The sequence below is a fragment of the Gelatiniphilus marinus genome (assembly GCF_042684345.1).
In the GTDB taxonomy this organism is placed as follows: Bacteria; Bacteroidota; Bacteroidia; order Flavobacteriales; family Flavobacteriaceae; genus Gelatiniphilus; species Gelatiniphilus marinus.
The window spans coordinates 523263-547436 of record NZ_JBHULK010000001.1; the positions used below are offsets into that span (position 1 = coordinate 523263).

At 36.1% G+C, this 24174-nt stretch carries 12 protein-coding genes; 9 read left to right on the top strand and 3 right to left on the bottom strand.

Annotated elements, in window-relative coordinates:
- Window positions 1-235 precede the first annotated feature (235 nt).
- From ACFSQS_RS02285 to ACFSQS_RS02300, 4 genes are read left to right on the top strand one after another with little or no spacing between them, the layout of a single operon-like run.
- The gene (locus ACFSQS_RS02285) at window positions 236-1489 is read left to right on the top strand and encodes a glycoside hydrolase family 27 protein (RefSeq protein WP_388013448.1); all 1254 of its coding nucleotides are present in this window, start codon (window positions 236-238) and stop codon (window positions 1487-1489) included.
- Window positions 1490-1510: 21 nt separating this feature from the next.
- A complete protein-coding gene (locus tag ACFSQS_RS02290; protein WP_388013451.1) occupies window positions 1511-3979 on the top strand; it encodes a glycoside hydrolase family 2 TIM barrel-domain containing protein in 2469 nt (822 codons plus the stop codon).
- Window positions 3980-3982: 3 nt separating this feature from the next.
- Window positions 3983-5557, top strand: a complete 1575-nt coding sequence (locus tag ACFSQS_RS02295) for an arylsulfatase (protein ID WP_388013454.1) — start codon at window positions 3983-3985, stop codon at window positions 5555-5557.
- Between the two features lie 14 nt (window positions 5558-5571).
- Window positions 5572-7170 carry a sulfatase family protein gene (locus ACFSQS_RS02300; protein ID WP_388013457.1) on the top strand — a complete coding sequence of 533 codons (1599 nt, stop codon included), beginning with the start codon at window positions 5572-5574 and terminating at the stop codon, window positions 7168-7170.
- Between the two features lie 182 nt (window positions 7171-7352).
- Here ACFSQS_RS02300 and ACFSQS_RS02305 read toward each other — a convergent pair whose 3' ends face one another.
- Window positions 7353-9596, bottom strand: coding sequence for a beta-N-acetylglucosaminidase (locus tag ACFSQS_RS02305; RefSeq protein WP_388013460.1), 2244 nt, complete (start codon window positions 9594-9596; stop codon window positions 7353-7355).
- A 2-nt stretch (window positions 9597-9598) separates the two neighbouring features.
- Window positions 9599-11224: a beta-N-acetylhexosaminidase gene (locus ACFSQS_RS02310; RefSeq protein ID WP_388013463.1), complete on the bottom strand. Its 1626-nt coding sequence runs from the start codon at window positions 11222-11224 to the stop codon at window positions 9599-9601.
- A gap of 399 nt (window positions 11225-11623) precedes the next feature.
- Here ACFSQS_RS02310 and ACFSQS_RS02315 point away from each other — a divergent pair, with 399 nt between their 5' ends.
- Window positions 11624-14233 carry a sodium:solute symporter family transporter gene (locus ACFSQS_RS02315; RefSeq protein ID WP_388013466.1) on the top strand — a complete coding sequence of 870 codons (2610 nt, stop codon included), beginning with the start codon at window positions 11624-11626 and terminating at the stop codon, window positions 14231-14233.
- A gap of 329 nt (window positions 14234-14562) precedes the next feature.
- Here ACFSQS_RS02315 and ACFSQS_RS02320 read toward each other — a convergent pair whose 3' ends face one another.
- Window positions 14563-14793 carry a T9SS type A sorting domain-containing protein gene (locus ACFSQS_RS02320; protein ID WP_388013469.1) on the bottom strand — a complete coding sequence of 77 codons (231 nt, stop codon included), beginning with the start codon at window positions 14791-14793 and terminating at the stop codon, window positions 14563-14565.
- A gap of 783 nt (window positions 14794-15576) precedes the next feature.
- Here ACFSQS_RS02320 and ACFSQS_RS02325 point away from each other — a divergent pair.
- Genes ACFSQS_RS02325 through ACFSQS_RS02340 form a run of 4 tightly spaced genes read left to right on the top strand, consistent with a single transcriptional unit; the run spans window position 15577 to window position 24169 of the window.
- Window positions 15577-20949, top strand: a complete 5373-nt coding sequence (locus ACFSQS_RS02325; protein ID WP_388013472.1) for a DUF7379 domain-containing protein — start codon at window positions 15577-15579, stop codon at window positions 20947-20949.
- A 4-nt stretch (window positions 20950-20953) separates the two neighbouring features.
- Entirely contained in the window at window positions 20954-22168 is a 1215-nt protein-coding gene (locus tag ACFSQS_RS02330; protein WP_388013475.1) for a peptidoglycan-binding domain-containing protein, read from the top strand.
- A 41-nt stretch (window positions 22169-22209) separates the two neighbouring features.
- The gene (locus tag ACFSQS_RS02335) at window positions 22210-22560 is read left to right on the top strand and encodes a hypothetical protein (RefSeq protein WP_388013478.1); all 351 of its coding nucleotides are present in this window, start codon (window positions 22210-22212) and stop codon (window positions 22558-22560) included.
- Window positions 22561-22564: 4 nt separating this feature from the next.
- Window positions 22565-24169, top strand: a complete 1605-nt coding sequence (locus ACFSQS_RS02340) for an FAD-binding protein (RefSeq protein ID WP_388013481.1) — start codon at window positions 22565-22567, stop codon at window positions 24167-24169.
- Window positions 24170-24174: the final 5 nt, after the last annotated feature.

Genomic DNA, 24174 nt, shown 5'->3' on the forward strand with positions numbered 1-24174 from the left:
CTAACTACGATAACTTTACTAAAGTTAAAATTGATTTCGAACCAAATTTTGATTGATAAATTTTACAAGTAATTCATTATTTAAGCTCATGAATAGATTAAATTTGTATTATGTAGGACTTTAATAAGATTTATTATACTGGATGATGCCTATCAAGAAATAGTGTATACATATCGGTTTTATAAATTTCTACATTTCGTTTTTACCAAAGTCAATACTGTTTTAAGAAAAATAAATGATTAGATACAGCTTAATTTTATCGCTTATAATTTTAATGTCTTGCCAAAATCAAGGCAATAAAAAGGATGTTCAAATTTCAAAAGAAATAAGCGTCAAAGAAATTCTTAAACCCCAAACCCCAATTATGGGTTGGTCTAGTTGGAATAATTTTCATGTGAACATCAACGAAGAAATCATTAAAGCGCAAGCCGATTTTATGGTGTCTTCGGGAATGGCGGATGTTGGGTATGCCTATGTGAATATAGACGATGGTTTTTTTGGCGGTCGCGATAGCGAAGGTAACTTATTGGTGCATCCGGAAAGATTTCCCAATGGCATGAAAGTCATTTCGGATTATATCCACTCCAAAGGATTAAAAGCGGGGATTTACTCCGATGCGGGCATTAACACCTGTGCGTCTTATTGGGATAAAGATACTATTGGAGCGGGGTCGGGGCTTTATGGGCACGATAGAAAAGATTTAAAATTAATGCTGAAAGATTGGAACTACGATTTTATTAAAATTGATTGGTGCGGTGGTGATTGGTTAGATTTGGATGAAGAAACCCGTTACACACAAATAGCCAACATTATAAAAGAGATAAAACCGAGCACCGTTTACAATATTTGTCGATGGGAATTTCCTGGTGAATGGGCCCTTCAAATAGCCGATTCTTGGCGTATCTCGGGAGATATTTCCAACAAGTTTGAATCCATTTTACACATCATCGATTTAAATGCCGATTTATGGAAATATGCTTCGCCCGGACATGTAAACGATATGGATATGCTTCAAGTGGGCAGAGGCATGAGCTACGACGAAGACAAAACCCATTTTACCATGTGGTGCATGATGAATTCCCCACTTTTGGCCGGTAACGATTTACGAAACATGAGTGACGAAACGATTTCAATATTAACAAATAAAGAAATTATAGCATTAAACCAAGATCCATTAGTGTACCAAGCGCGACGATTAATTGATAACGGCGATTTGGAAGTGTGGGCGAAACCATTAATTCATACAATGAGCGGAGAGGTGGCCGTTGCTTTATTAAATAGGTCTAATAAGGCCGAAACCATAAGTTTTGATTTAGATACTATTGGGATTGACGTTGATAAAGGTTACACGTATCGCAATTTATGGACAAAAAAAGATTTTGATAATACAACTGAAAAAAGCTTGTCTTTTCAAGTCCCAAAACATGGCGTAGTGGTTTTAAAGATTGAAGGCACCTCAAAACCGTTCAATGTATTTCAAAATAAATAATTTAGGATAATTGTTCCGTAAATGAAGACAATCGAAACTTTTAATAAAAACATAAATAAAGGGAATATGCTATTTTTTATGTTGGGTTTTTTATTGACACTTTCATTGTTTGGGCAACATCCAGTTAGGGACATACTCACTTTAGAAAAAAACTGGAAATTTATTAAAGGCGATGTAGCAAACGCACAGCAAATTGCTTTCAACGATTCCAAATGGGAAACCGTTACCGTACCTCACGATTGGGCAATAAAAGGGCCGTTTGATAAAGAAATAGACAAACAAACCGTTGCCATTGTTCAAAATGGTGAAAAAGTGGCTACCGAAAAAACAGGGCGCACAGGTGCATTGCCATACATTGGAGTGGGCTGGTATCGCAATACGTTTTCACTTCCAAATTTTTCCGAAGAAAAAAAAGTTATTTTGCTTTTTGAAGGCGCCATGAGCGAACCGGAAATTTTTATCAACGGTAAAAAAATAGGCAGTTGGAATTACGGTTACAGCTATTTTTATTTCGATATTACCGAGCATATTTCATCCAATCAACAAAACACCTTGGCGGTAAAATTAACCAATGTCGGGCTATCTTCACGCTGGTATCCCGGAGCAGGTTTATATCGCAATGTTCGGGTTATTGTAAAAAACAAAGCCAGCATCAACCAATGGGGCACGTTTATAACCACCCCTTTAATTACAGAACATTTGGCTAAGGTAAATGTAAAAACCAAAGTATCTGGAAAACAACTTAAATTGGTTACAACAATTAAAGATGCTAAGGGAAAAACTGTTGCAACAGATACTGTGGAAACGATTTTTGATAACGAATTCGAACAAAACATAGCCGTTAAAAATCCCAATTTATGGAGTCCGGAAACGCCTTATTTATATACGGCAAGCTTTCAATTATATGCCGAAAATATTCTAAAGGATGAAACCGAAACACGTTTTGGTATCAGGGACATTAAATATGAAGCAGAAAAAGGATTCAGTTTAAACGGCAAAATTACCAAATTTAAAGGCGTGTGTTTGCACCACGATTTAGGGCCAATCGGTACTGCAATTAACAAATCCGCTTTGCGCAGACAACTGCGTATTTTAAAGGATATGGGCGCGAATGCCATCCGTAGTTCGCATAACATGCCATCTTTGGAACAATTGGAATTATGCGACGAAATGGGCTTTTTGTTTTTAGCCGAAAGTTTCGATGAGTGGGCAAAACCAAAAATAGAAAACGGCTACCATCGCTTCTTTGAAACCGATGCCGAAAAAGATATTGTAAACTTGGTGCATGCCACTAGAAACCACCCAAGTATTGTAATGTGGAGCTCAGGAAACGAAGTCCCCGACCAATGGGGAAGCCAAGGCGCAAAACGTGCTAAATGGTTGCAGGATATTTTTCATCGCGAAGACCCCACACGTCCCGTAACCGTGGGCATGGATCAGGTAAAAGCGACCATGGCATCGGGCTTTGGTGCGGTATTGGATATTCCGGGGTTAAATTACCGTGTGCATTTATACGAAGAGGCTTACGAAGCTTTTCCACAAGGATTGATTTTGGGCTCCGAAACCGCTTCTACAGTTAGCTCACGCGGGATTTATAAATTTCCCGTTGAAGAATTTAAAATGAAACAATATGACGATTTTCAGTCGTCGTCTTACGATTTAGAAGCTTGTAGCTGGTCCAATATCCCAGATGAAGATTTTGTGCTTCAAGATGATAAGCCATGGGTAATTGGCGAATTTGTGTGGACCGGATTCGATTATTTGGGCGAGCCCACACCTTATGATACCAAATGGCCATCGCGAAGTTCGTATTTTGGTATTAACGATTTGGCTGGTTTACCAAAAGACCGCTATTATTTATACCGCAGCCGATGGAACACTAAAGACGAAACCCTGCACATTTTACCCCATTGGAACTGGGAAGGGCGCGAAGGTGAAGTTACTCCCGTTTTTGTTTATACCAGTTATAATAGCGCAGAATTGTTTGTAAACGGAAAAAGCATGGGCATCCAAAAGAAAAATAAAAGCACAGCAAAACACCGCTACCGTTTAATGTGGATGGATGTAACATACGAACCCGGAACTATTAAAGTCGTGGCTTTTGATGATGAAGGAAACCCCGCGGCAGAAAAAGAAATACATACGGCAGGAAAACCCTATCAACTGATTTTAGAATCAGACAGAACAGTAATAAAAGCCAATGGTAAAGATTTGGCTTTTGTAACCGTTTCTGTGGTCGATAGAAACGGTGTACCCTGTCCAACGGCAACCCATCAATTAAAATTTAAAGTAAAAGGTGAAGGTGCATTCAGGGCTGCTTGTAATGGCGATGCTACTTCGCTCGAACCTTTTCATGTACCAACCATGAAATTATTTAGTGGTAAATTGGTAGTTTTGCTTCAATCTAGTTCTAAAGCGGGAAAAATAAATTTAACAGTTTCCGGTAACGGTTTAAAAACAGAAAAAATAATCATTCAAACTAAAATTTAAAAGATGAAATTATTTCGCATTCTTATTACTTTAATTTGTGTAACGGCCTTCTTCGGATGTCAAAATAAATCCAATTCAAAACAAACAGAAACACAAATCAATACAAAACCAAACATCATTTATATTCTGGCAGACGATTTGGGATATGGCGATTTAGGCGTTTACGGACAAACCAAAATAGAAACGCCAAATATTGATGCTTTAGCAAAAGGCGGCATGCTATTTACGCAGCATTATACGGCAGCACCGGTATGTGCGCCTGCACGAGCATCTTTGTTAACCGGAAAACATGGTGGGCAAGCCAGTATAAGAGGAAATGATGAGTGGGCTGCACGAGGAAAAGTGTGGGATTATTTAGAAATGCTAAAAGATTCTACACTAGAAGGCCAACGCCCCATGCCAAAAAACACCACAACAATTGCCCAATTATTAATAACTGTTAATTATAAGACAGGCATTGTTGGAAAATGGGGATTGGGTGCACCGCACACCGAGTCTATCCCAACTAAAATGGGCTTCGATTACTTTTTTGGGTACAATTGCCAACGTATAGCACACACTTACACGCCAACACATCTTTATGAAAACGAAAAGCGGTTTCACTTAAAAAATGATACGATAGCGCCGCATTCAGGAACAGGAAATGATGGTGACCCATTAGCAGAATCTACCTATGAAAAATTTTACCAGCCCGATTATAGTTCAACCCTAATTTTCGATAAAATGATGGGTTTCATCGAAGAAAATAAAAAAGAGCCCTTCTTTATGTATTGGGCAAGTCCTATCCCGCACGTGCCGTTACAGGCTCCAAAAAAATGGGTAGATTATTATGTTGAAAAATTTGGAGATGAAAAACCCTATTATCACAAAGAAAAAGGCAACTATTTTCCAACTCGTTATCCGCATGCTACTTATGCGGCAATGGTGTCTTATTTAGACGAAAACGTTGGGAAGCTGGTATCCTATTTAAAAAAGGAAGGTTTATATGATAACACTTTAATTATTTTTACATCAGATAATGGACCATCAAATCATGGCGGAGGAGATTCACAATGGTTCAATAGCGCAGGATTATTTAAAAATAATGCTGGAAGAGTTAAAGGCTTTACTTACGAAGGTGGTATTCGTGTGCCCATGATTGCTACTTGGCCTGCTAAAATTAAAGCCGGAACTACAAGTAATCATATTTCAGCTTTTTATGATGTGCTACCGACATTTAACGAGATAGCAAATGTAAAAACGGATTATAAAAGTAACGGAATTAGCTTTTATAATGCCCTTACAAATCCACAAAACCAAAAAGAACACGACTATTTATACTGGGAATTTGCAGGTTATAATGGACAAGTCGCCGTAAGAATGGGCAAATGGAAAATGATTTGGAAAAACATTAAAAAAGGCAATAAAGAGGTTGAGTTGTATGATTTGGATGCGGATATAAAAGAGGAAAACAATATTATGGCCCAACATCCGGAAATGCTTGAAAAATTCTTTGAAATTATTAAAAAAGAACATCAGACACCTGAAAATAAATCCTTTGTAATTGAAGCTTTAGAAAACCTTGTTAATCAAAAATAAATACTAATCACATTATGAAATTAATAAACCATTTGGCTGTAATTGGCAGCATCTTCTTGTTTATTGGATGTAAAGATAAACACGTTTTAAAAGAGTCCGAAAAAAAACCAAATATCGTTTTTATCATGTCCGACGATCATGCCTATCAAGCCATTAGCGCCTATGATGATAAATTGATGCAGACCCCAAATATAGATCGTATCGCCAACGAGGGTGTGTTGTTTACCAATGCCAGTGTTACCAACTCTATTTGTGCACCGTCTAGAGCGGTTATTTTAACGGGAAAACACAGTCACATCAATGGTAAAATTGATAATTTAAGCAAGTTTGATACTACGAACGTTACCTTTCCGCAAATTCTTCAAAAAGCGGGTTATCAAACAGCAATGTTCGGTAAGCTTCATTTTGGAAACAATCCAAAAGGCTTTGATGAATTCAAAATTTTACCAGGACAAGGCAGTTACTATAACCCAAGGTTTATCACCCAAAAAGGCGACACCATAATTAAGGGTTATGTAACCGATATTACAACGGATTTAACCTTAGATTGGATGAAAAACCGCAGAGACCCCAACAAGCCTTTTCTGCTCATGTATTTGCACAAAGCACCACACCGCGCTTGGTTGCCTAACAAAAAGTATTATACCGAATTTACCAAAAAAACATTCCCGTTACCAGAAACCTTGTTTGATGATTACAAAACCCGTGGTGAAGCCGCCAAAACTGCCGAAATGGGTGTTTTTAAACACATGTCGTTAATTAACGATGTAAAGCTTAGGCCAGAAACCGTAAAGGAACTCGGTATAAAAGAATGGAGCCATTTAGGGCAAAGTATAGGACGATTAGATTCGGTGCAGCGTGCCAATTGGGATGCCGTTTATAATCCTATTGATGAAGATTTTAAAAAACGCTACCCAACCATGAACGATTCTACATTTACCGTTTGGAAATACCAACGTTATATGCAGGATTATTTAGGGACCATTGCATCGGTTGATGATAATGTGGGGCGTGTTTTGGATTATTTAGATGAAGAAAAACTCGCCGATAACACTATGGTAATCTATACCTCAGACCAAGGGTTTTACCTTGGTGAACACGGTTGGTTCGATAAGCGTTTTATGTACAACGAATCCTTTAAAACCCCACTTTTAATTAAATGGCCAAATAAAATTAAAGCTGGTATTACTGAAGACGAAATGGTACAAAATTTAGATTTTGCCCAAACCTTCCTTGAAATTGCTGGTGTAAAAGCACCTGAAGAGATGCAAGGAGAAAGCTTAGTGCCCTTATTAACAGGAAAAAAAGAGGCTTGGGATAGAGAGGCGGTTTACTATCATTATTATGAATATCCCGCAGAACATGCCGTTAAAAGACATTATGGTATTGCTACAAAAGAGTTCAAATTAATTCATTTTTACCACGATGTAAACGAATGGGAACTTTACGATAGTAAAAACGATCCAACCGAAGTAAACAATGTGTACAACGACCCTAATTACGCCGATGTTGTTAAAGAAATGACCAAAAAACTAAAAGATATTCGAGAAAAATACAAAGATTCTGAAACCTTGGATAATCATTATATAGAGCTTTATAACAAGAAAAAGTAGTTTAATTAACAGCTGTAATGCATGATTGTTAATTAAAAATTTTCTGAATATAGATTAAATAAAAAATCCCGTTTGGTTTATTTTTAACCACACGGGATTTTTTATAACGCGCTTTAAAACTAGTGTTGATAGGTTTTTAAAACTATTATTCTTCTTTATAACGAACTGTTTTTCCTTTTGATTTACTTAATTTTAACCGTAAATTTTTCAATTTTAAGGCTTAGAGTTTCGCTTGTTGTGTTTTTAATACGAATGTATTTTACCATGGTGTTTATAGATGCTTGTAATGATGCGTCTTTTTGCTCTGTTTTTATTACGGACCAATCTTTACCATTTGTTGAAATATCAATCGTTAAATTATTGTAAATCAGAGATTTTTCTAATTGTAAAACCAATTTATTTACTCGATTTTCTTTCTGTAACTCAAATCCAAAATAGGCCTGAGGTGATAAACGGATAATTTCCAATGGCGGATTTAGTGCCAGTGTTCTATCTCTTAAAGTAACTTGTTGATTTTTTAACTGCTCAATATTTGTAAATAGTTTATGCGGATTGTAATTGGCTTCTACTCCTAAGTTTTTACTAAATGTTTTATTATAGGCTTGGGTTAAGTACACAAAACTTTTATCGATTAAAGGCGTAATAACCAAAGTGGCTGTTTTAATTCCCGGTTGATACGGATTTTGGTTTTCTTTGCGGTCTATGTTATACATTTCTGTTTTAATGGCTTTAACCGCGTTATAACTTCTTTCAAAATCTGTAGCTTGCTGTGCTTCTAAAGCGGTGTGCATATTTAACATGGCTAACCCAGATTGCCCCAATAGTTTAAACTGCTCAACCCAAGGGCGTATTTCCTCTAAAAGCAACGGGTTGTCCGTGCTATTCAATAAAATATACGAAGCCTCGACTATCGCTTGAAATTCTTTTCTAACCGTCTCGAAATTTTCAATAGTGCTGTTGGCTTTAAGGTCTTTTAAAAACGCATCGGCTATTGGCGCAAAACTAACCGATTCTTTTCTTCTGTAACGGTGTCCGTTTGGCCCTAAATCACTGTTATGTGTCGCAAAAACTTCCAAGGCTTTATAACTTTTGGGCATCACAACTTGCAACGCTTTTTTCCAATTATTTTCGGGTTGATATTCAGACATATTCCAAGTATAATCGGCAACGCCATAAATAGCGATTTTAGAAGCTTCGGCATGTTCCATAGGGTTGGAAACAAATCCCGATAAATCTTGGGCAATATCCTTACCATTGCCATAAGCTGGTCCTAAAAGCATGTGGTTTCTAACATAATCTGAAACGGGAAAGTTCCACCAAATAAAGGCATTACGGTTTATTTTGGCGTTAATCCAAGCCATGGTTTCTTTATCAACATCAGCCACTACGGTATTGCCGGTCCACATAATTCTTATAGATGGATCTAGTTGTTTCCCCAGAGTTTCCAAATAACCGCCTTCGGGTTTAGACCAGCCTTTGTTGTATTCTGTGGGGCACATAATTAAAGGTTTTACATCTTTTTTCTTTTTGATAAATTCGGTATGTAAAAAATTCAATAAATCGGCTTGTTGATTTGGGTTTGTGCCTTCACCAGAAATATCATCGAAAAACACCGCATAAGCGCGCACGCCCAAATTATACATCAATTCAAATTTATGGAGTAGGGCAGTTCGGTCTTCGTTATTCCACTTAATGTCTTTTCCCGGGTGGATGGCCCACACAAAATCTACATGATTTAGTTTAGCGCGATTTATCAACTTTTTTATTTGAGCAGCTTCAGTTTCTGGGTAGGGTTTTCTCCAATTAGGTGAGCTGTGGTAGGGGTCGTCTTTTGGTCCGTAAATATAGGTGTTCAATTTATTTTCACCATAAAAATCGATTTGGCGCAAACGATGCTGAAAACTCCATGGCGTGCCGTAAAACCCTTCAACGGTTCCTCTTGCGGTTACATCTGGGTAATCTGAAATTTCTCCTATAGGAATAACGGCATTTTTTAATAGCGCAAGCAATGTTCTAACGCCATAATAGATGCCTCTAGCATCTCGACCAATAACCGAAATCTGTTTTTTGGTTAAATTAATATGATAGCTTTCGGCCTTATTTGGAACCTTGTTTTTTAGTTTTTTAGAAAATCTATCATTTATGTTTCCTATTTGAATTGAAAGTCCCGAGCCTGAAATATTATCATTGTTAAAGAATGAAGACAATAATTTTTCTGTGGCATTATCTGTACTTTTTTGCTTAATATTAAAATGTATGGGTGTATCAAAATATTCGCCAATAACCACATGTTGAGGTTTTGGGTTGATGTTTAAATTTTGTGCAAAACTGAAGCTAACGGTTAAAATTAGAAGTATAAAAAAAGAGTGTCGCATTGTAATAAGCCTTTGTTTGTAAGAATACTTTAGGGTTGATGTTATTTGCATTTTTATTTATAATCTTTATAATAGTTAATACCCAAAGCATCCCAATGGGTTTGCATTTTTTTAAGAGCTACTTTAAAACTATCATAATCTTTATTTTCAAGCGGTGTCCAACCTACTTCAGCGTTAGCTGCGATTCTAGGAAAGGTTTGCCGTTCAACATCGGGGTTTGTTGGCGTCCATTCGCTCCACATTTGGCATCCAAGGCCGTAAATATTTTTATGATATTGGGCCTCTAAACCATCGGGAATGGGGTTAAAGTTATAAGCCTTTTCTAAAGGGATGCTTTTGTAATTGTAGTCTAAATAGGTGCTGCTGTGCAAAGAATTAACAATGCCGTAGCCTTTTTTTGCGGCATCGGTTAATAGCTTTAAATCGCCTTTCCAGAAATGTACAATCGCATTTTTAGCGAGTTCGGTTTCGGCTTCTTTGTCGTTTTTCTTTTCGCCAAAATCTTTATGAATGTTTTTACCCAATATTTCGTTCCAACCCATCATTCTACGACCGTTTTGTTCCATAAATTTAGAGATGCTGTTGGTAAAATTAACTTGTAAATCTGCAGGTGTTTTTATGTTGTTTGCTTTCATGTATTTTTGCACCGATTTAGATTTTTCCCAAACTTCATAGCCCACTTCATCGCCTCCAATATGTATCACTTCAGATGGGAATAACTCAAACATTTCAGTTAAAACATCTTTAATAAAAGTAATAACTTCGGGTTTTGTTACATCGTAATTATCGTATAAACGGCCAAATTTAACAGGCACGTCAATATCAACGCCAGCAGTACCCAACCACGTGTAGGCTGCAATGGCTGCGCTGGAGTGCCCGGGCATTTCAAATTCTGGTACAATATTAATATGTCTTTCGGCGGCATAGGCCACAATGTTTTTTATCTGTTCTTGGGTGTAAAATCCGCCGTGAGGCTTACCCGATGTTTTGCCGCTATTCCAGGTTTCTATTTCGCTGTCTTTTCTAAAAGCCCCAACTTTGGTTAGCAAAGGGTACTTTTTAATTTCAATGCGCCATCCAGCATCGTCTATTAGGTGCCAATGGAAGGTGTTCATTTTAAGCAGTGCCATTTGGTCCAGCATTTGTTTTACAAAGGCTTCGCCATGAAAATAACGCGATTCGTCCAACATATAAGCACGCCACTTAAAACGCGGTTGGTCTTTTATGGTAACCGATGGCATTAAGTATTTAGTGGTTTTGGTATCTTCTGAAACCTCTTTGGATAGTAATTGTTTTAAGGTTTGTACAGCGTAAAAATAGCCAGAGGCATCATTGGCGTAAACCGTTATGTTTTTAGGCGTAACAACCAATTTGTAGGCTTCTTTATCCAAACCTTCCTTTTGTTGAAAGATGATTGATGCGTTTTTATCGCTGCTTGTTTTTAGTTTAAAACCCGTAGTTTCATCAACAAAATCTTGAAGGTTTTTTGCGGCGGGATGTTGTGCTTTATTGTTGGCAAAAATCTGTTGGCCGTCTTTAAGGGCAAAAGATGCTTCGGACAAATCCATTGATGCCGGTTTTGGCAATATGGCTATTTCAGATTGAGAAAAAGATTTGTTTTTTTCTGTACAGTTTGTTAAGGTAATTAACCCAATTAATGCAAAAACAAGAGGTTTCATTATTTATATATTAAGTGTTTTTATTGCTGCTAAAAATAATTAATTATAAATTGATAAAAACAGTATAATGCCCTTATTTTTCAATTCATTCTATTTTTAAATTTTAATTGGTAAAGCTTTGTAAATAATGAATATTTATACAATTAATCTGCATAATTATAAATTTTAGTAGTTTATTTGCAGCTATCTCTGGTTTTTATTTGATAAACTAATTAGAAATGGAATTTATAAATTATTATGTTATACATAATACATATAATTTATTTTTACTAACTTAGTGGCAAAATTTTATTGTTTAAATCTAATGTTTTGATTTTAAAGCCTTAAGGTGTCAGAAAGTACAAAGTATTAGAATGTTTAATTTGGAACAAAAAAATCTCTTATTTAAAGTATTTTAAAATGAAGAAACTTCAGAATGCAGTCATCTTACTACTTGTAATTTTAACGTTTAATTTATCTTTTGGTCAAGAAATTTCCAAATTAAGCACTTTAGACTTAGCTAGTTTACCAGCAGAAAAAGCAAATGTAGAATCGCTGGGTTATGCGGGTATGCTTGGTGGTGAGCACAACGGTGTTCTTATTGCAGCAGGCGGCGCCAATTTTCCGGAATCATTACCCTGGGAAGGGGGGGCAAAAGTATGGACCAAAAACGTCTATATTTTTGAAAACGACCAATGGCGATTATCAAAAACACAGTTGCCAATTCCGCTTGGTTATTCGGCCTCAATAACCATTGATGAAGGCATTTTGTGCATTGGCGGGAATAACGAAGATACCGTAACCGATAAGGTTTTGCTTTTGGCCTATAATGCCTCAACAAAAGAAGTAAGTATTTCTGAATACCCAGTACTGCCAGAACCACTGGCGTTTTCGGCTGCCGTTGTAAGCAACGATTATGTATATGTAGTAGGCGGTAAAAATACGAAGCAGAGTACCAATTCATTTTACAGATTAAACTTAAAAAAACCAGAGCGTTGGGAGAAATTAACCGATTTTCCTGGGCCACCAAGAGCGTTACATGCTATAGCAACCCAAGAAACCCAAACCAATAAAAAGTTATTTGTTATTGGCGGAAGGAATGAAGTGTCTGGACAAAAGTCTGAAACGCTTACCACGTATTTATCTTACGATTTTAAGAATGAAACTTGGCAAGATGAAGGTAAACTTGAAATAGATGGTAAACCAAGAGTGTTAATGGGCGCTTCGGCAGAAACCATGGGCTCCATGCATATTATGGTTTATGGCGGAAGCGATGAGGTGCTTTTTGATGAGTTGGAACACATTGGACTAAAAATGCGAACGGTGCAAAATGATTCTGTAAAGTCTTTATTAGTTGAAAGAAGAAATGAGATTTTAAATAACCACCCCGGTTTTTCAAAAGATATTTTGGCCTATAATTCCATCACAAAAAAGTGGTTTGTTTATGATACGCTTTCTACAAAAATCCCTGTAACGGCTTTATCATTTAAAAACAATGATAATTTCTACATTGTTTCGGGCGAGGTATCACCGGGCATCCGAACGCCCAAAGTTCAAAGCTTTAAAATTGCCGATGCTGCCCATCCTTTTGGGGTTTTAAATTATAGCGTGCTGGCTTTGTATCTTTTAGTATCGGTTTTAATAGGGCTTTATTTTGCCCGCAAGCAGAAATCTACAGCCGATTATTTTACCGGTGGCGGACGCATACCTTGGTGGGCTTCTGGTTTAAGTGTTTTTGGTACGCTGTTAAGTGCCATAACCTTTATGGCAATTCCAGCAAAGGCTTTTATAACCGACTGGTCTTTCTTTTTTCTAAACATTACAGCCATTTTAATAACGCCAGTTATCGCATTTATTTTTATTCCGTTTTTTAATAAACTAAAAATAAAAACGGCTTACGAATATCTAGAAGACCGTTTTAATTATACCGCTCGCGCATTCGGAAGTTTGTCTTTTATACTATTTCAATTAGGAAGAATTGGTATTGTTTTGTTGTTGCCCTCGTTGGCCATTTCAATAGTAACGGGAATTCCTGTTGAAACCAGTATTCTGATTATGGGCGTGCTGTGTATATTTTATACCACTTTTGGAGGGATTGAAGCTGTAATCTGGACAGACGTTATGCAAGTTATAGTGCTTCTTGGTGGAAGTATTTTGGCCGTAGTCTGGATTATGACACACACCGAAACTTCATTTGTCGATATGATTACTTATGCTTCAGAAAGAGATAAGTTTAATATTACAAATATGGAACTTAACTTTACCGAATCTACGTTTTGGGTCGTTTTTATTGGAGGTCTTGCCTCTGCAATGGTTACCCAAGGTACAGACCAAACTATTGTACAGCGTTTTTTAACAAGCTCTAGTGTAAAAGATTCTCAAAAAACCCTTTATACCAATGCCGTATTAACGTTGCCTGCAACCATTATATTTTTCGGTTTAGGAACGCTTTTGTTTATATTTTATTCTGAAATGCCCAACGCACTATCTCCGGCAATTTCCAATAACGATTCCATTTTTCCGTGGTATATAGTGCGCGAGTTGCCCATAGGGGTTTCTGGCCTGTTGGTTGCCGGTATTTTTTCTGCGGCTATGTCTAGTATTAGTAGTAGCTTAAACTCGGTTTCAACGGCTTATTGCAACGATTTCCATTCGCATTTTAAACCTCAGGTTTCCGATGTAAAACTATTGCGAATCGCTAGGTTTGTTACCATGCTAACAGGTGTTCTTGGTGTATTGTTGGCCCTTTGGATGGCAAGCTCAAACATTAAATCGCTTTGGGATCAATTCTATCGTTTTTTAGGCCTTTTTACAGGAGGTTTGGGCGGTATGTTCCTTTTAGGAATGCTTACAAAAAAAGCCAACGCCAAAGGTACCCTATTAGGTTTATTGGTTAGCGCCATTTTAATTTGGTATATTAGTGTGTTTACAGATATTAGCTTTTTAATGTACTCCTTTTTTGGTGTTGCCTCTTGTTTTGTTTTTGGCTATGTGTTTAGTTTACTATGGCCAACAAAGCAAAAACATTAGAAGAACAGCCCATTTTTTTTTAAATAAAATAAGAGTTGTAAGTGGTATAAAACGAAGATAAACTTTAATCTAATCACTAATAAAATACTTGTAATTAATAACATACGTTGTTTGTTGTTAAGTAATACTTTATGTTTGTTGTGATAATCATTTAAAACAAAAAAAGCGTTTTACAGAAAAGAGTAATTTAATCAAGAGTTTATCTTGTTTGCAGCAAAACAAATTGAAAACCAATATGGTAATCTTTACGTCTGCACTAAAACTAACAATTACGATATTTTTTTAAGGCAACTGCTTCGGTAGTAACAATACAACAATAAAAAAAATAACTAATCTAATTTCACGATTTTTAAAGTGTACGGTTCATCTAAGTTGTTATTAATCTTAACTAAACATATACTAGGTGTTAAATCGGAAATATTGAAGGTGTGCCCTTTATCAAAATTGCCCTTAAAGCTTTTAACCTCTTTTCCTGTTAAATCAAAAATGGAAACCGATTCCACATATTTATTTATTTGAAAGGATTCAGAGGTAGGATTAGGATAAGTCTTTATTTTCAAATGATTCTCAAAGTTTTTAGTGGACAGCGTTGATGCTTGGTTTCTGTAGATCTTGACAGTTTACAATAACGGCATTAATACGGTAAGTACTTTGGTTTTGCAGATAAAAAGTAAACTGTTTCGATTAGGCTTTTAAGAGTCTGATAAATTTTCAATTTAAATGGAATGATACAGAATACAAGTTGGTTCTGTTAGAAAAACTAATCTAAAAATATTTATTCCCGTTTTTGTAACCTATTGTTTTTCATCCAACAAAAAATGCAGTCATCCATTTTGGCATATTCCGGTAATAAACGGTGCCACAAATTTTGTGATTTTTCTTTTAATTTATAAGTAACTATTTGATTATAAGTTAATTTTTGTTAACTTTATATGCTAGATAAGTCTCTCTCGCATTGTATTTTGTTCCCTAAAGAATTTTTTTATTAGTATTTAATACCCAAAAACCATCCAATAAAAAAGGAAAGGTTTTTTTTGATTTGTTGATTCTACAAGTACTTTGTAATTTATTGATGAATCATCATAAGGTATTTATTAAGTGTTTTATTTAAATATAATTAAACTTAAATACTATGATTCTTAAACGCACTACCATTATTCAGTTAAGCCATACTGTAACAATAGGAGCCGGTTACACATGTTTTGTTAAAAAAAGAATCAAGATCATTTGTATTGCCATTTGTAATATTTCCGCCCTTTTAAACGCTTATTCCAAAATCAACAAATTATTGCAACGGCCATTTAATCTTTCAGTGTTGCCCATAAATATCATAAAATTAAGCCATGACTAAAAAAGCCAAAATAACAGGTGTAAAGCGAGAGGTTGCAACCATAGACTATATTGTGCCAAATACGCTCGATACAAAATTCGAATTAAAATCTTATATCGAAGTGTCTTCAACACGTTCTGAAAACATAATGAACACCATTAGTTTTGAGGAGAACGATTTGGTGGCATTGCAATTTACCGATAATACAGAATGGATAGGTCATCCTGAAGACGTGCAAGATATTTATGATAAAAAAACATTAGCCAAACGTTCGCTATCTAACGAAGATTATGTTTTTGATATTCAAATCATTTCAGAAGATGTCAGCCGTGGATTTATAAAACGCGCTATGGTAAAGGTTTTTAGTGTTTTTAAACCCATATCTAAACCAAAAAAAGCTTTGGAAATGGGCATTCATAAATTGGCAGAAGCCTATGATAATCGGGTGCAATCGCACCCTGGATTGTATCAATTGGACTCTAAATTCAACAGAATTGAATATGCCAATAATCTAGATACCTCAAAATCTATTTTGCTGTTGCTGCATGGTACATTATCTACAACGAACGATGCGTTTTTTAAATTAAATGACAAAAATGAAGCATGGAACGATATGGTTGAACTTTATGACAATCAAATTTTAGCTTTAGAACACCATACGCTGTCTGTTAGTCCGCTTCAAAACGCACTAGATTTTTTAAAGGCGTGCCCAAAAGGCTGTAGTTTAGATATTTTAAGTCATTCGCGCGGCGGTTTAGTAGCCGATATTTTAGCCAAATGCGACCATAGAAATCCTATAGTGGGCTTTAGTAAAAACGAAATAGGGATTTTATTTTCTGATGATGATGAAGCATGCAATCAAGAATTAATGCAATCCATTAATAAAGTTGCCAAAACAAAGAAAATAACAGTAAATAAGGTGGTTCGGGTAGCTGCACCTGCAAGCGGAACCACCATTTTATCGCGTCGTGTCGATCATTTCTTTAATCTGTTTTTAAATGCGGTTTCATTGGCATTTGGTATTGGAAATCCTATTTATCATACTGCAAAGGCCTTTTTATTAGAATTGATTAGTCAAAAGGAAAACCCAGAGGTATTACCTGGTTTAAATGCGATGATGCCCGAATCGTTGTTTCAAAAAATGATGAATGTTTCAGATACTTCGGTGGTAAGCGATTTATACAATATTGCTGGCGATGCAGATGTTAGCGGTATTAATTTTAATTCGTTAAAAGTTATTTTAGCAAATCTGTTTTATAAGGATGATAACGATTTGGTAGTCGATACCAAACGTATGGAACACGGTGTAAAACGAAAAGAAGGGATTTATAAGTTTTTAGCAAAAGGCGGCAGCACCAACCATTTTAATTATTTTTCGGCCGATAATTCTAGTAAAGCCATTATAGAGGCTTTAAAAGCCAACGAAAACAACCCAACAACATTATTTGTTAAACACGTTTATACCGAGGGCGAGCGTGGTATATTGCTAGATGCCCTGTCTTTAGAGGGCGTAAGCTTAAAACCCGATAGTATTACCAAGGATGTTGTTATTATCGTTCCCGGAATTATGGGCTCTACGCTTACCAATAACAATGAAGACCAATGGGTAGATATGCGCGAATTAAACCGAGGCGCTATCGTTAATAAATTAAAAATTGATGCCAAAAAAGTAGATGCTAGCGGGGTTATTAAAAAATATTATTACCAATTAGCTGAACATTTATCTGAAAAATACGATGTTATAACCTTTGAGTTCGATTGGAGGAAATCAGTACAAGATGCCGCAAAAAATTTAAAAACCCAATTAGAAGGTTATTTACAAAATAATAGTACTAAAATTCATATTGTAGCGCATTCTATGGGCGGTTTGGTTGTGCGCCAATGCATGATTGATCATGTTGATACGTGGTCTAAATTTAAAGAAAACGTACAAAACAAATTTGTTATGTTGGGTACACCGTGGCTCGGGTCTTATTTAATTATGGAAGTACTTACCGGCCACAGCAAACGTGTAAAACAGCTGGCGTTTATAGATTTTAAACACAACCGTAAAGAGCTGTTAAACGTGTTTTGGAAATTCCCTGGGGTGTTCGAATTATTGCCTATTGAAGACGATGATGTAAATAGACCATTTTGGCAGCAAAACTTTTGGAAATCGATTGATGCCCAAACCAACTTAAAGCACATGCCCGATCCAAAGAACAATGCACAATCTTTAAAAGATTTTAAAACCTACCGCGATACCATTAAAAAGTTTTTAAAAGACGATTTAACTAACGATCATTTTAGAAACATTTATTACATCTGCGGACAATCCGATCAAACGGTTTTCGACTATTCATTTAAAAATCGTTTTCTTTCAAAATATAAAAAATTAGTCTATAAAGCTACATCAAATGGAGATGGCAGCGTAACCTGGAAAACAGGTATTCCTAAACAATTGCTCAATACACCTAATTTATATTACTCGCATACATCGCATGGCGATTTAGCTAACGAAGCCTATATATTTCAAGGCATTTCAGATATTCTGGAAACAGGTAGCACCAATAGGTTAAGCAACCAGCAACCCGCAATGCGAAGCGGTGAAATAATCTCTGAAGTGTTTGAATCTCCAGAACCACTTTACGATTCTAAAGCGGTAGTAGAAGCGCTTTTTGGTACCCATAAAAAAAGTGAACCAGAGGCAGAGTTTTTTAATGTAAAAGTAATTCATGGCGACTTAAAAATGGCCGCTTATCCAGTTATGGTTGGGCATTTCTTTATGGATTTAATCCTAAGTTCAGAAAAAGCTTTGGATGGCTATTTAGATAACCGTTTGTCGCAACGTTTAGGCATTGGCTATTACCCAGGCGAAATAGGTGAGAGCGAGGTGTTTTTTAACCTTAAAACACAACCAAAAGGTGCTATTGTTTGTGGTTTGGGCAGTACGGGCGGCTTAACATCTTATGTGCTTTCCAAAACCGTAAAGCAGGCCGTACTTAAATACGCTATGTTTATGCGAGACAATTACACACTGCCCCAAGCTAAAAAATATGCTACCGGGATTTCGTTTGTTTTAATGGGAATTGGGTACGGTAAGTTACCTATTGAAGATTCGTTAAAAGGAATTTTACTGGGCGTTGCCGAAGCCAATAAACAAATTAAAAAAACAGGTGAAGGCTTAAAACTTATAACAGAGATAGAAATTGTTAATTATTACGAGTCTATTGCGAGCGAAACCTACTTTAGCTTAACACGATTGCACAATATCGACAATCGCGTGGTTTTTAATTATTCAAAAGGCATTCGAAGACGCTCTGGGGCCAAAAAGAAAAAAATATTCCAAAACAACGGATACGATTGGTGGTTTAACCTTCATATAAACAGTATTAAAGAAAACCAAGAAAAAATCAACGAACCCGAGAAAGTTACTGGCTTTAAATACTATGCATCTAATGGATTGGCTAGGGTAGAACAAGAAATGGTGGGCATTGGGCTGCATAAAATAAATCATTTATTAGACGAGATGTCTGTGAGTTCAAACTGGGATTCCAGATTGTCTAAATCTTTATTCGAAATGTTGATTCCCAACGATTTTAAAAACACCTTCAGAAATCAAAACAATCTAGTAATAAAGCTAGATAAATTTGCGGCTCAAATCCCTTGGGAATTATTGCACGACTGTAAAACCACCGACGTTCCTGCTTCGGTAACCTCTAGTTTTATAAGACAATTGGTAACCGAAGATACTACACGTTTTAATCAAGTAACATTAAATAACATAGAGGCTTTTGTTGTTGGCGATCCGGTTTACAATCAAAGCGATTTACAAGCACTACCCGCAGCTAAAGCTGAGGCTGAAAGTGTATCAAATAAATTAACCAAAGCAGGCTACAATGTTAATGCTTTAATGCGTTCCAACGCAAAAAATATTATGATGGAATTGTTCAGCAAACATTACAAAATCATGCATTTTGCTGGCCACGGGGTTTACGATCCGGAAAATAACAATGTTGGTATTGCCATAGGAAACGGTATTTGCATCGATCCAGCTATGATAAATCAAATAGGGTACGTACCCGAGTTTGTGTTTATAAACTGTTGTTTTTCAGGTGTTTTAAATGCAAAAGATGATAAATACAGCCAAAACAGATACAGGCTTGCTGCCAACATTGGCACTCAGCTAATTGAAATGGGCGTAAAAGCCATTGTAATAGCGGGTTGGGCTGTAGATGATGCTGCGGCAAAAGTGTTTGCGGAAACGTTTTATAAGCGTATGTTACAGGGATACGATTTTGGAAGTGCTGTACAATCGGCAAGGTTTAAGTGCCATCAAGAACACAAACACACCAATACTTGGGGGGCTTACCAATGCTACGGCAATCAGTTTTATAAGTTCGATACAAGGCAAAAATCCAACACACAGCTTCAAGAATATGTAGTATCTTCTCAAGTTCATACCGATTTGGATAATTTATTAATTTCCATCCGCGATAAAAAAGAAGACGAAAAAACAGCACTTATAAAATTAGATGGATTTATTGATAAAGCCGAAGCATCAAACCTGTTAGATGCCATGGTTTTGGAAAAAGAAGCGCTTATTTACGACGAGTTGGGCAAAACCGAAGTGGCCTTTAAAAAGTATAAAGGCTTGTTTGAGTTCGATAACGGTAATTATTCCATAAAAGCCTTAGAGCAATATTGTTTGGTACAGTCTTACAGATTGGAAGATATTGTTTCATCTGCTAAAAAATCGAATAAAAAAGATGCTGTTTCCAATACCGTTTCAGAATATTTGGACGAAATACGACTGCTTACCCTTGCCGGAAGAAATGCTAGCAGATTAAATATAGTTGGAAATGCCTATAAACTCACTGCAAAATATTTGGAAGGCACAGAAAAAATTCAGCAATTAAAAACAGCTTATGCGTATTATAATGAAGCTATGGAAATGGCATCAGATAAACATAGCGGGCAGTATTTAGATGCCTTATCTAACATGCTGTTTATTGGTTATATACTAGAAACTTTAGGTGATGAAAAATTATTAAAACGAATAAAAACAAATAAGGCTTTTGAAAAAGTAACCGATTTGCCCAAGTACTTAGAGAATTTTCGCCAAGAGTTAGATGATTTTGATATAGCAGACCTCGATATTTCCGTGCTTATAGGAATGACTGAAATAAGCTATGCTATTTTATTGGTGTCTAATAATAACGATGGGCATCAAGACCAAAAAATACTTAAATGGTATAAAGACATATTCCACCAGATATTTAGTCCGCGTTATATAAATATTGAAATATCACAAATTAATTTCTTGTTGGAATACATAACAGATAATGAAGTTGTAACCTGTTTAAATACGATAAAAACCGAATTAAATAACCTTTTAAAACAATAAACTTATGGCTGTATTATATTTAGGCAGTTGCGATGCTGGTAAAACACCAAGTAGCAGAAAAGATTTTCTTAAACCTTACCATATCGACGGTTTGCTTATCAATAAAGTTTCCTTTAGGGATGACGACAGAACCACGTGGCGCTCTTTTAGAGAAGGCTCAGGCGATGCCGTTTTAAAACTTCAGCAGTTTTTATTTAAAGCTGGTTTTATGCCCCGATGCGCTTTCGATGGTGTTTTTGGTTACGTAACCCAAGCCGCCGTAAGGTTGTTTCAAGAGTATGTGCGCACTAAAGAAGGCGTTACCAATATGGTGCCAGATGGTATTGTAGGTAGCGGAACCATGAGCCATATAACACGCTGGGAAAATGAAAATAAGGTTTCAGAATGGGGTAAAATGTCAAGCCAAAATCCTTCTGAAGCTTATACCAATTGGATGCAATTGTTGCATAAGGCAAAACAGCATTACACAAATAATCCTGGGCCCATTTTAAAGCATTTAAATAGTTTGCAGAAAACCTATTCAACCAAAAAACCTTCAGAATGGACCTTTAATACTAACGATATTCATCTTATTGGCATCAGAAGAAAACAAACCCAAAGCGCAGTAAGAAGAGAAAACGACGATGTATTTGTGTTGCTAATAAACGGTATGGCATTTACCTTTTGGGGCTCTACCGATGCCAGCGTTAATATGGCAGGAAGAAAAGACGAAGCTTTTTTAATTGAAGGGCAGCATCTCTATCGTTTTGGATGGCATAAAATATCTGTTGAAAAGAAAATTTACAGAGCTTTAAAACCTCTAAATCCCAGAGGTGTTATGATTATAAGAGATTGGGATAACGATAATGCTTACACCGATGAAGACATTAAAGTAAATGGACTACGAGTAAATCCGTCTATCAACATCCATTGGACCGGAATTGGTCGTTCTAATTTCTCGGCAGGTTGCCAAGTAATCGCTGGTAAAAGTTATTTGAATCATAAAAACGAATTGCAAGATTGTTCAAAATTTGCTTCAACAAGTTATGGCGGTCTAACCACTTCAAACAAAAAAACAAAAGGTGCTTACAATGTGTTTACCGATTTAATATTATGCTATGCACCAAAACAGGTTACACATTTGTATTATACACTTGGGCGAGAAGAATCATTGGCGTTATCCGATAATTTTGGAGCACATTATGCCGAAGCGGTATTAAATAGATTAAAATCTGTTTAATAATTTTTTAAAACTAATACTAAATTAAACTGAAAAATAACATGAAAAACACAATCAAAATAATCGTTTTAACAAGTCTGTGTTTACTTTTTGCGTCTTGTTATTCGGTAAGGCTTAGAAGTATTAACGGTGCGCCACAACCAGACCCATTAATGTTGGGCGACGATTATTACCGCGGTATGGAAGTGGTTACGCTCGATACTGTTATTAAAATAGACATTACCTCAAAAGATTTTACGTTTTTGATAAAGGAAACCGATAAATGCAAGTCGGGTAAACTGCACACCATAGAATTTAAAAACACATTTGGAGGCTCGCTTTTAAGCGCTGTAACCTTTGGAAGAAAAAGAAAAATGAAAGTGAAATACGTATGTATGAAACCAACAAATTAAAGTTATGGCAACCACAAAAACACATGCATTAAAAGAATGGGATACGCTGCACAATAATGGCCCTTTCCCTTTAAAAACTCTTTATGTAACTGAGTTGGAAGGCGACGGAAATATACCCAATAAAATAGACCGTTATAACGATGCAGCCAAAGAAATACAAAGGCTTATAAAAGAAACTAACGACGCCAATCAAGGGTTTAGAGCTTATGGGTCGGCGTGGTCCATGAACCATATTGCACACCAAAAAGATAGAATGCACTACAATGGTTTTATGAATATTCATTTACCAATGGTTGCTGAAAATCTTCACAATAACACCAGTTTTGATGCATCAAATTTATTTTTATTTGAATGCGGAACGATTATAAAACGCGTCTCCGAAGTGCTTTCTGCCCATGGAAAGTCCTTAAAAACCACAGGTGCCAGTAATGGGCAAACTATTGCAGGTTGTATTTCTACGGGTGTCCACGGTTCGGCATTACAAGTTGGTGCCGTACAAGATTATGTAGTTGGTCTCAACTTAATTATTGGACCAAACGAAGATGATGTGGTTTATTTAGAACGCCATACAGAACCTGCTTTAAACGATAATTTTGCAAAAAAAATAAGCAAAAGAATTATAAGAAACGACAAACTATTTAATGCTGCTTTAGTTGGTTTGGGGTCGTTTGGATTTATCCATGGCGTTGTTATTGAAGCCGAACCTCGATTTTTATTAAAGCGCTACGTTAAAAGAATAGATAAAAATACAGCACTTCAATTGGCCGATACTTTAGATTTTAAAAACTCAACGTTCAAAATCCCTGAAGAAACCGATGCACAGGGTTTTGGCATTACGCCGTATCATTACAAAGTGTTTATTAATCAATATGCAAACGACTCAGATTATGTGGTAGAGCTCATGTATAAAAAGCCCTATAAAGCAGATTATAAAGATCCGTTTCCAGTAATCAAGCAATCACTGTATCGCGATTTAATTTACTTATTTGTTAAAATGGCAGAACATTTCCCCAGAAGTATTCCTTGGTTAGTTAAGCGATTAAGAAAAACTATTTTACCAAAAGTAGATGAAGAATTAACTGGTACACTACCCGAAATTTTTTGGGATGCACCATATCAAGGTGCGGCTTTTGCTTGTTCGGTTGGTGTGGATCATAAAAACTCATCAAAAGCCTTAAAGCTCTTAAGTGATTTAACAAATAACGAAGGGCCAATTCCTGGCATATTTGCTATGCGTTTTGTAAAACAAACCAAAGCCACTTTGGGCTTTACCAAATTTCCTGTAACCTGTATGTTGGAAATTGATGGTGTACTTTGGAAAAAAACCAGAAAAATTATGAGCCTCACAGAACTTTCTAGACGCATTATTGAGGTTTTAAAGCAAAACAATATACCGTTTACCATCCATTGGGGAAAAAATAGCGATTGGGCATTCCCAAACTTGGTAAACCACATGTTTGATGCCGAAGCAATTAAGGAATGGAAATCGTGCCGAACCGCGTTGTTGAGCGATGATATGTTAAAGCTGTTCTCAAACGATTTTCTGGAAACGGTTGGCTTAGCAAGTAAAGAAACCAATGTTAACAACGATTTAATAGCGTCAATATAAAATCA

Bases quoted from the DNA above. Each gene is read 5' to 3' on its own strand.
- ACFSQS_RS02285 (WP_388013448.1), top strand. From the start codon at position 236: ATGATTAGATACAGCTTAATTTTATCGCTTATAATTTTAATGTCTTGC.
- ACFSQS_RS02305 (WP_388013460.1), bottom strand. From the start codon at position 9,596: ATGCAAATAACATCAACCCTAAAGTATTCTTACAAACAAAGGCTTATT.
- ACFSQS_RS02335 (WP_388013478.1), top strand. From the start codon at position 22,210: ATGAAAAACACAATCAAAATAATCGTTTTAACAAGTCTGTGTTTACTT.
- ACFSQS_RS02300 (WP_388013457.1), top strand. From the start codon at position 5,572: ATGAAATTAATAAACCATTTGGCTGTAATTGGCAGCATCTTCTTGTTT.
- ACFSQS_RS02295 (WP_388013454.1), top strand. From the start codon at position 3,983: ATGAAATTATTTCGCATTCTTATTACTTTAATTTGTGTAACGGCCTTC.
- ACFSQS_RS02325 (WP_388013472.1), top strand. From the start codon at position 15,577: ATGACTAAAAAAGCCAAAATAACAGGTGTAAAGCGAGAGGTTGCAACC.
- ACFSQS_RS02310 (WP_388013463.1), bottom strand. From the start codon at position 11,224: ATGAAACCTCTTGTTTTTGCATTAATTGGGTTAATTACCTTAACAAAC.
- ACFSQS_RS02330 (WP_388013475.1), top strand. From the start codon at position 20,954: ATGGCTGTATTATATTTAGGCAGTTGCGATGCTGGTAAAACACCAAGT.
- ACFSQS_RS02340 (WP_388013481.1), top strand. From the start codon at position 22,565: ATGGCAACCACAAAAACACATGCATTAAAAGAATGGGATACGCTGCAC.
- ACFSQS_RS02315 (WP_388013466.1), top strand. From the start codon at position 11,624: ATGAAGAAACTTCAGAATGCAGTCATCTTACTACTTGTAATTTTAACG.
- ACFSQS_RS02290 (WP_388013451.1), top strand. From the start codon at position 1,511: ATGAAGACAATCGAAACTTTTAATAAAAACATAAATAAAGGGAATATG.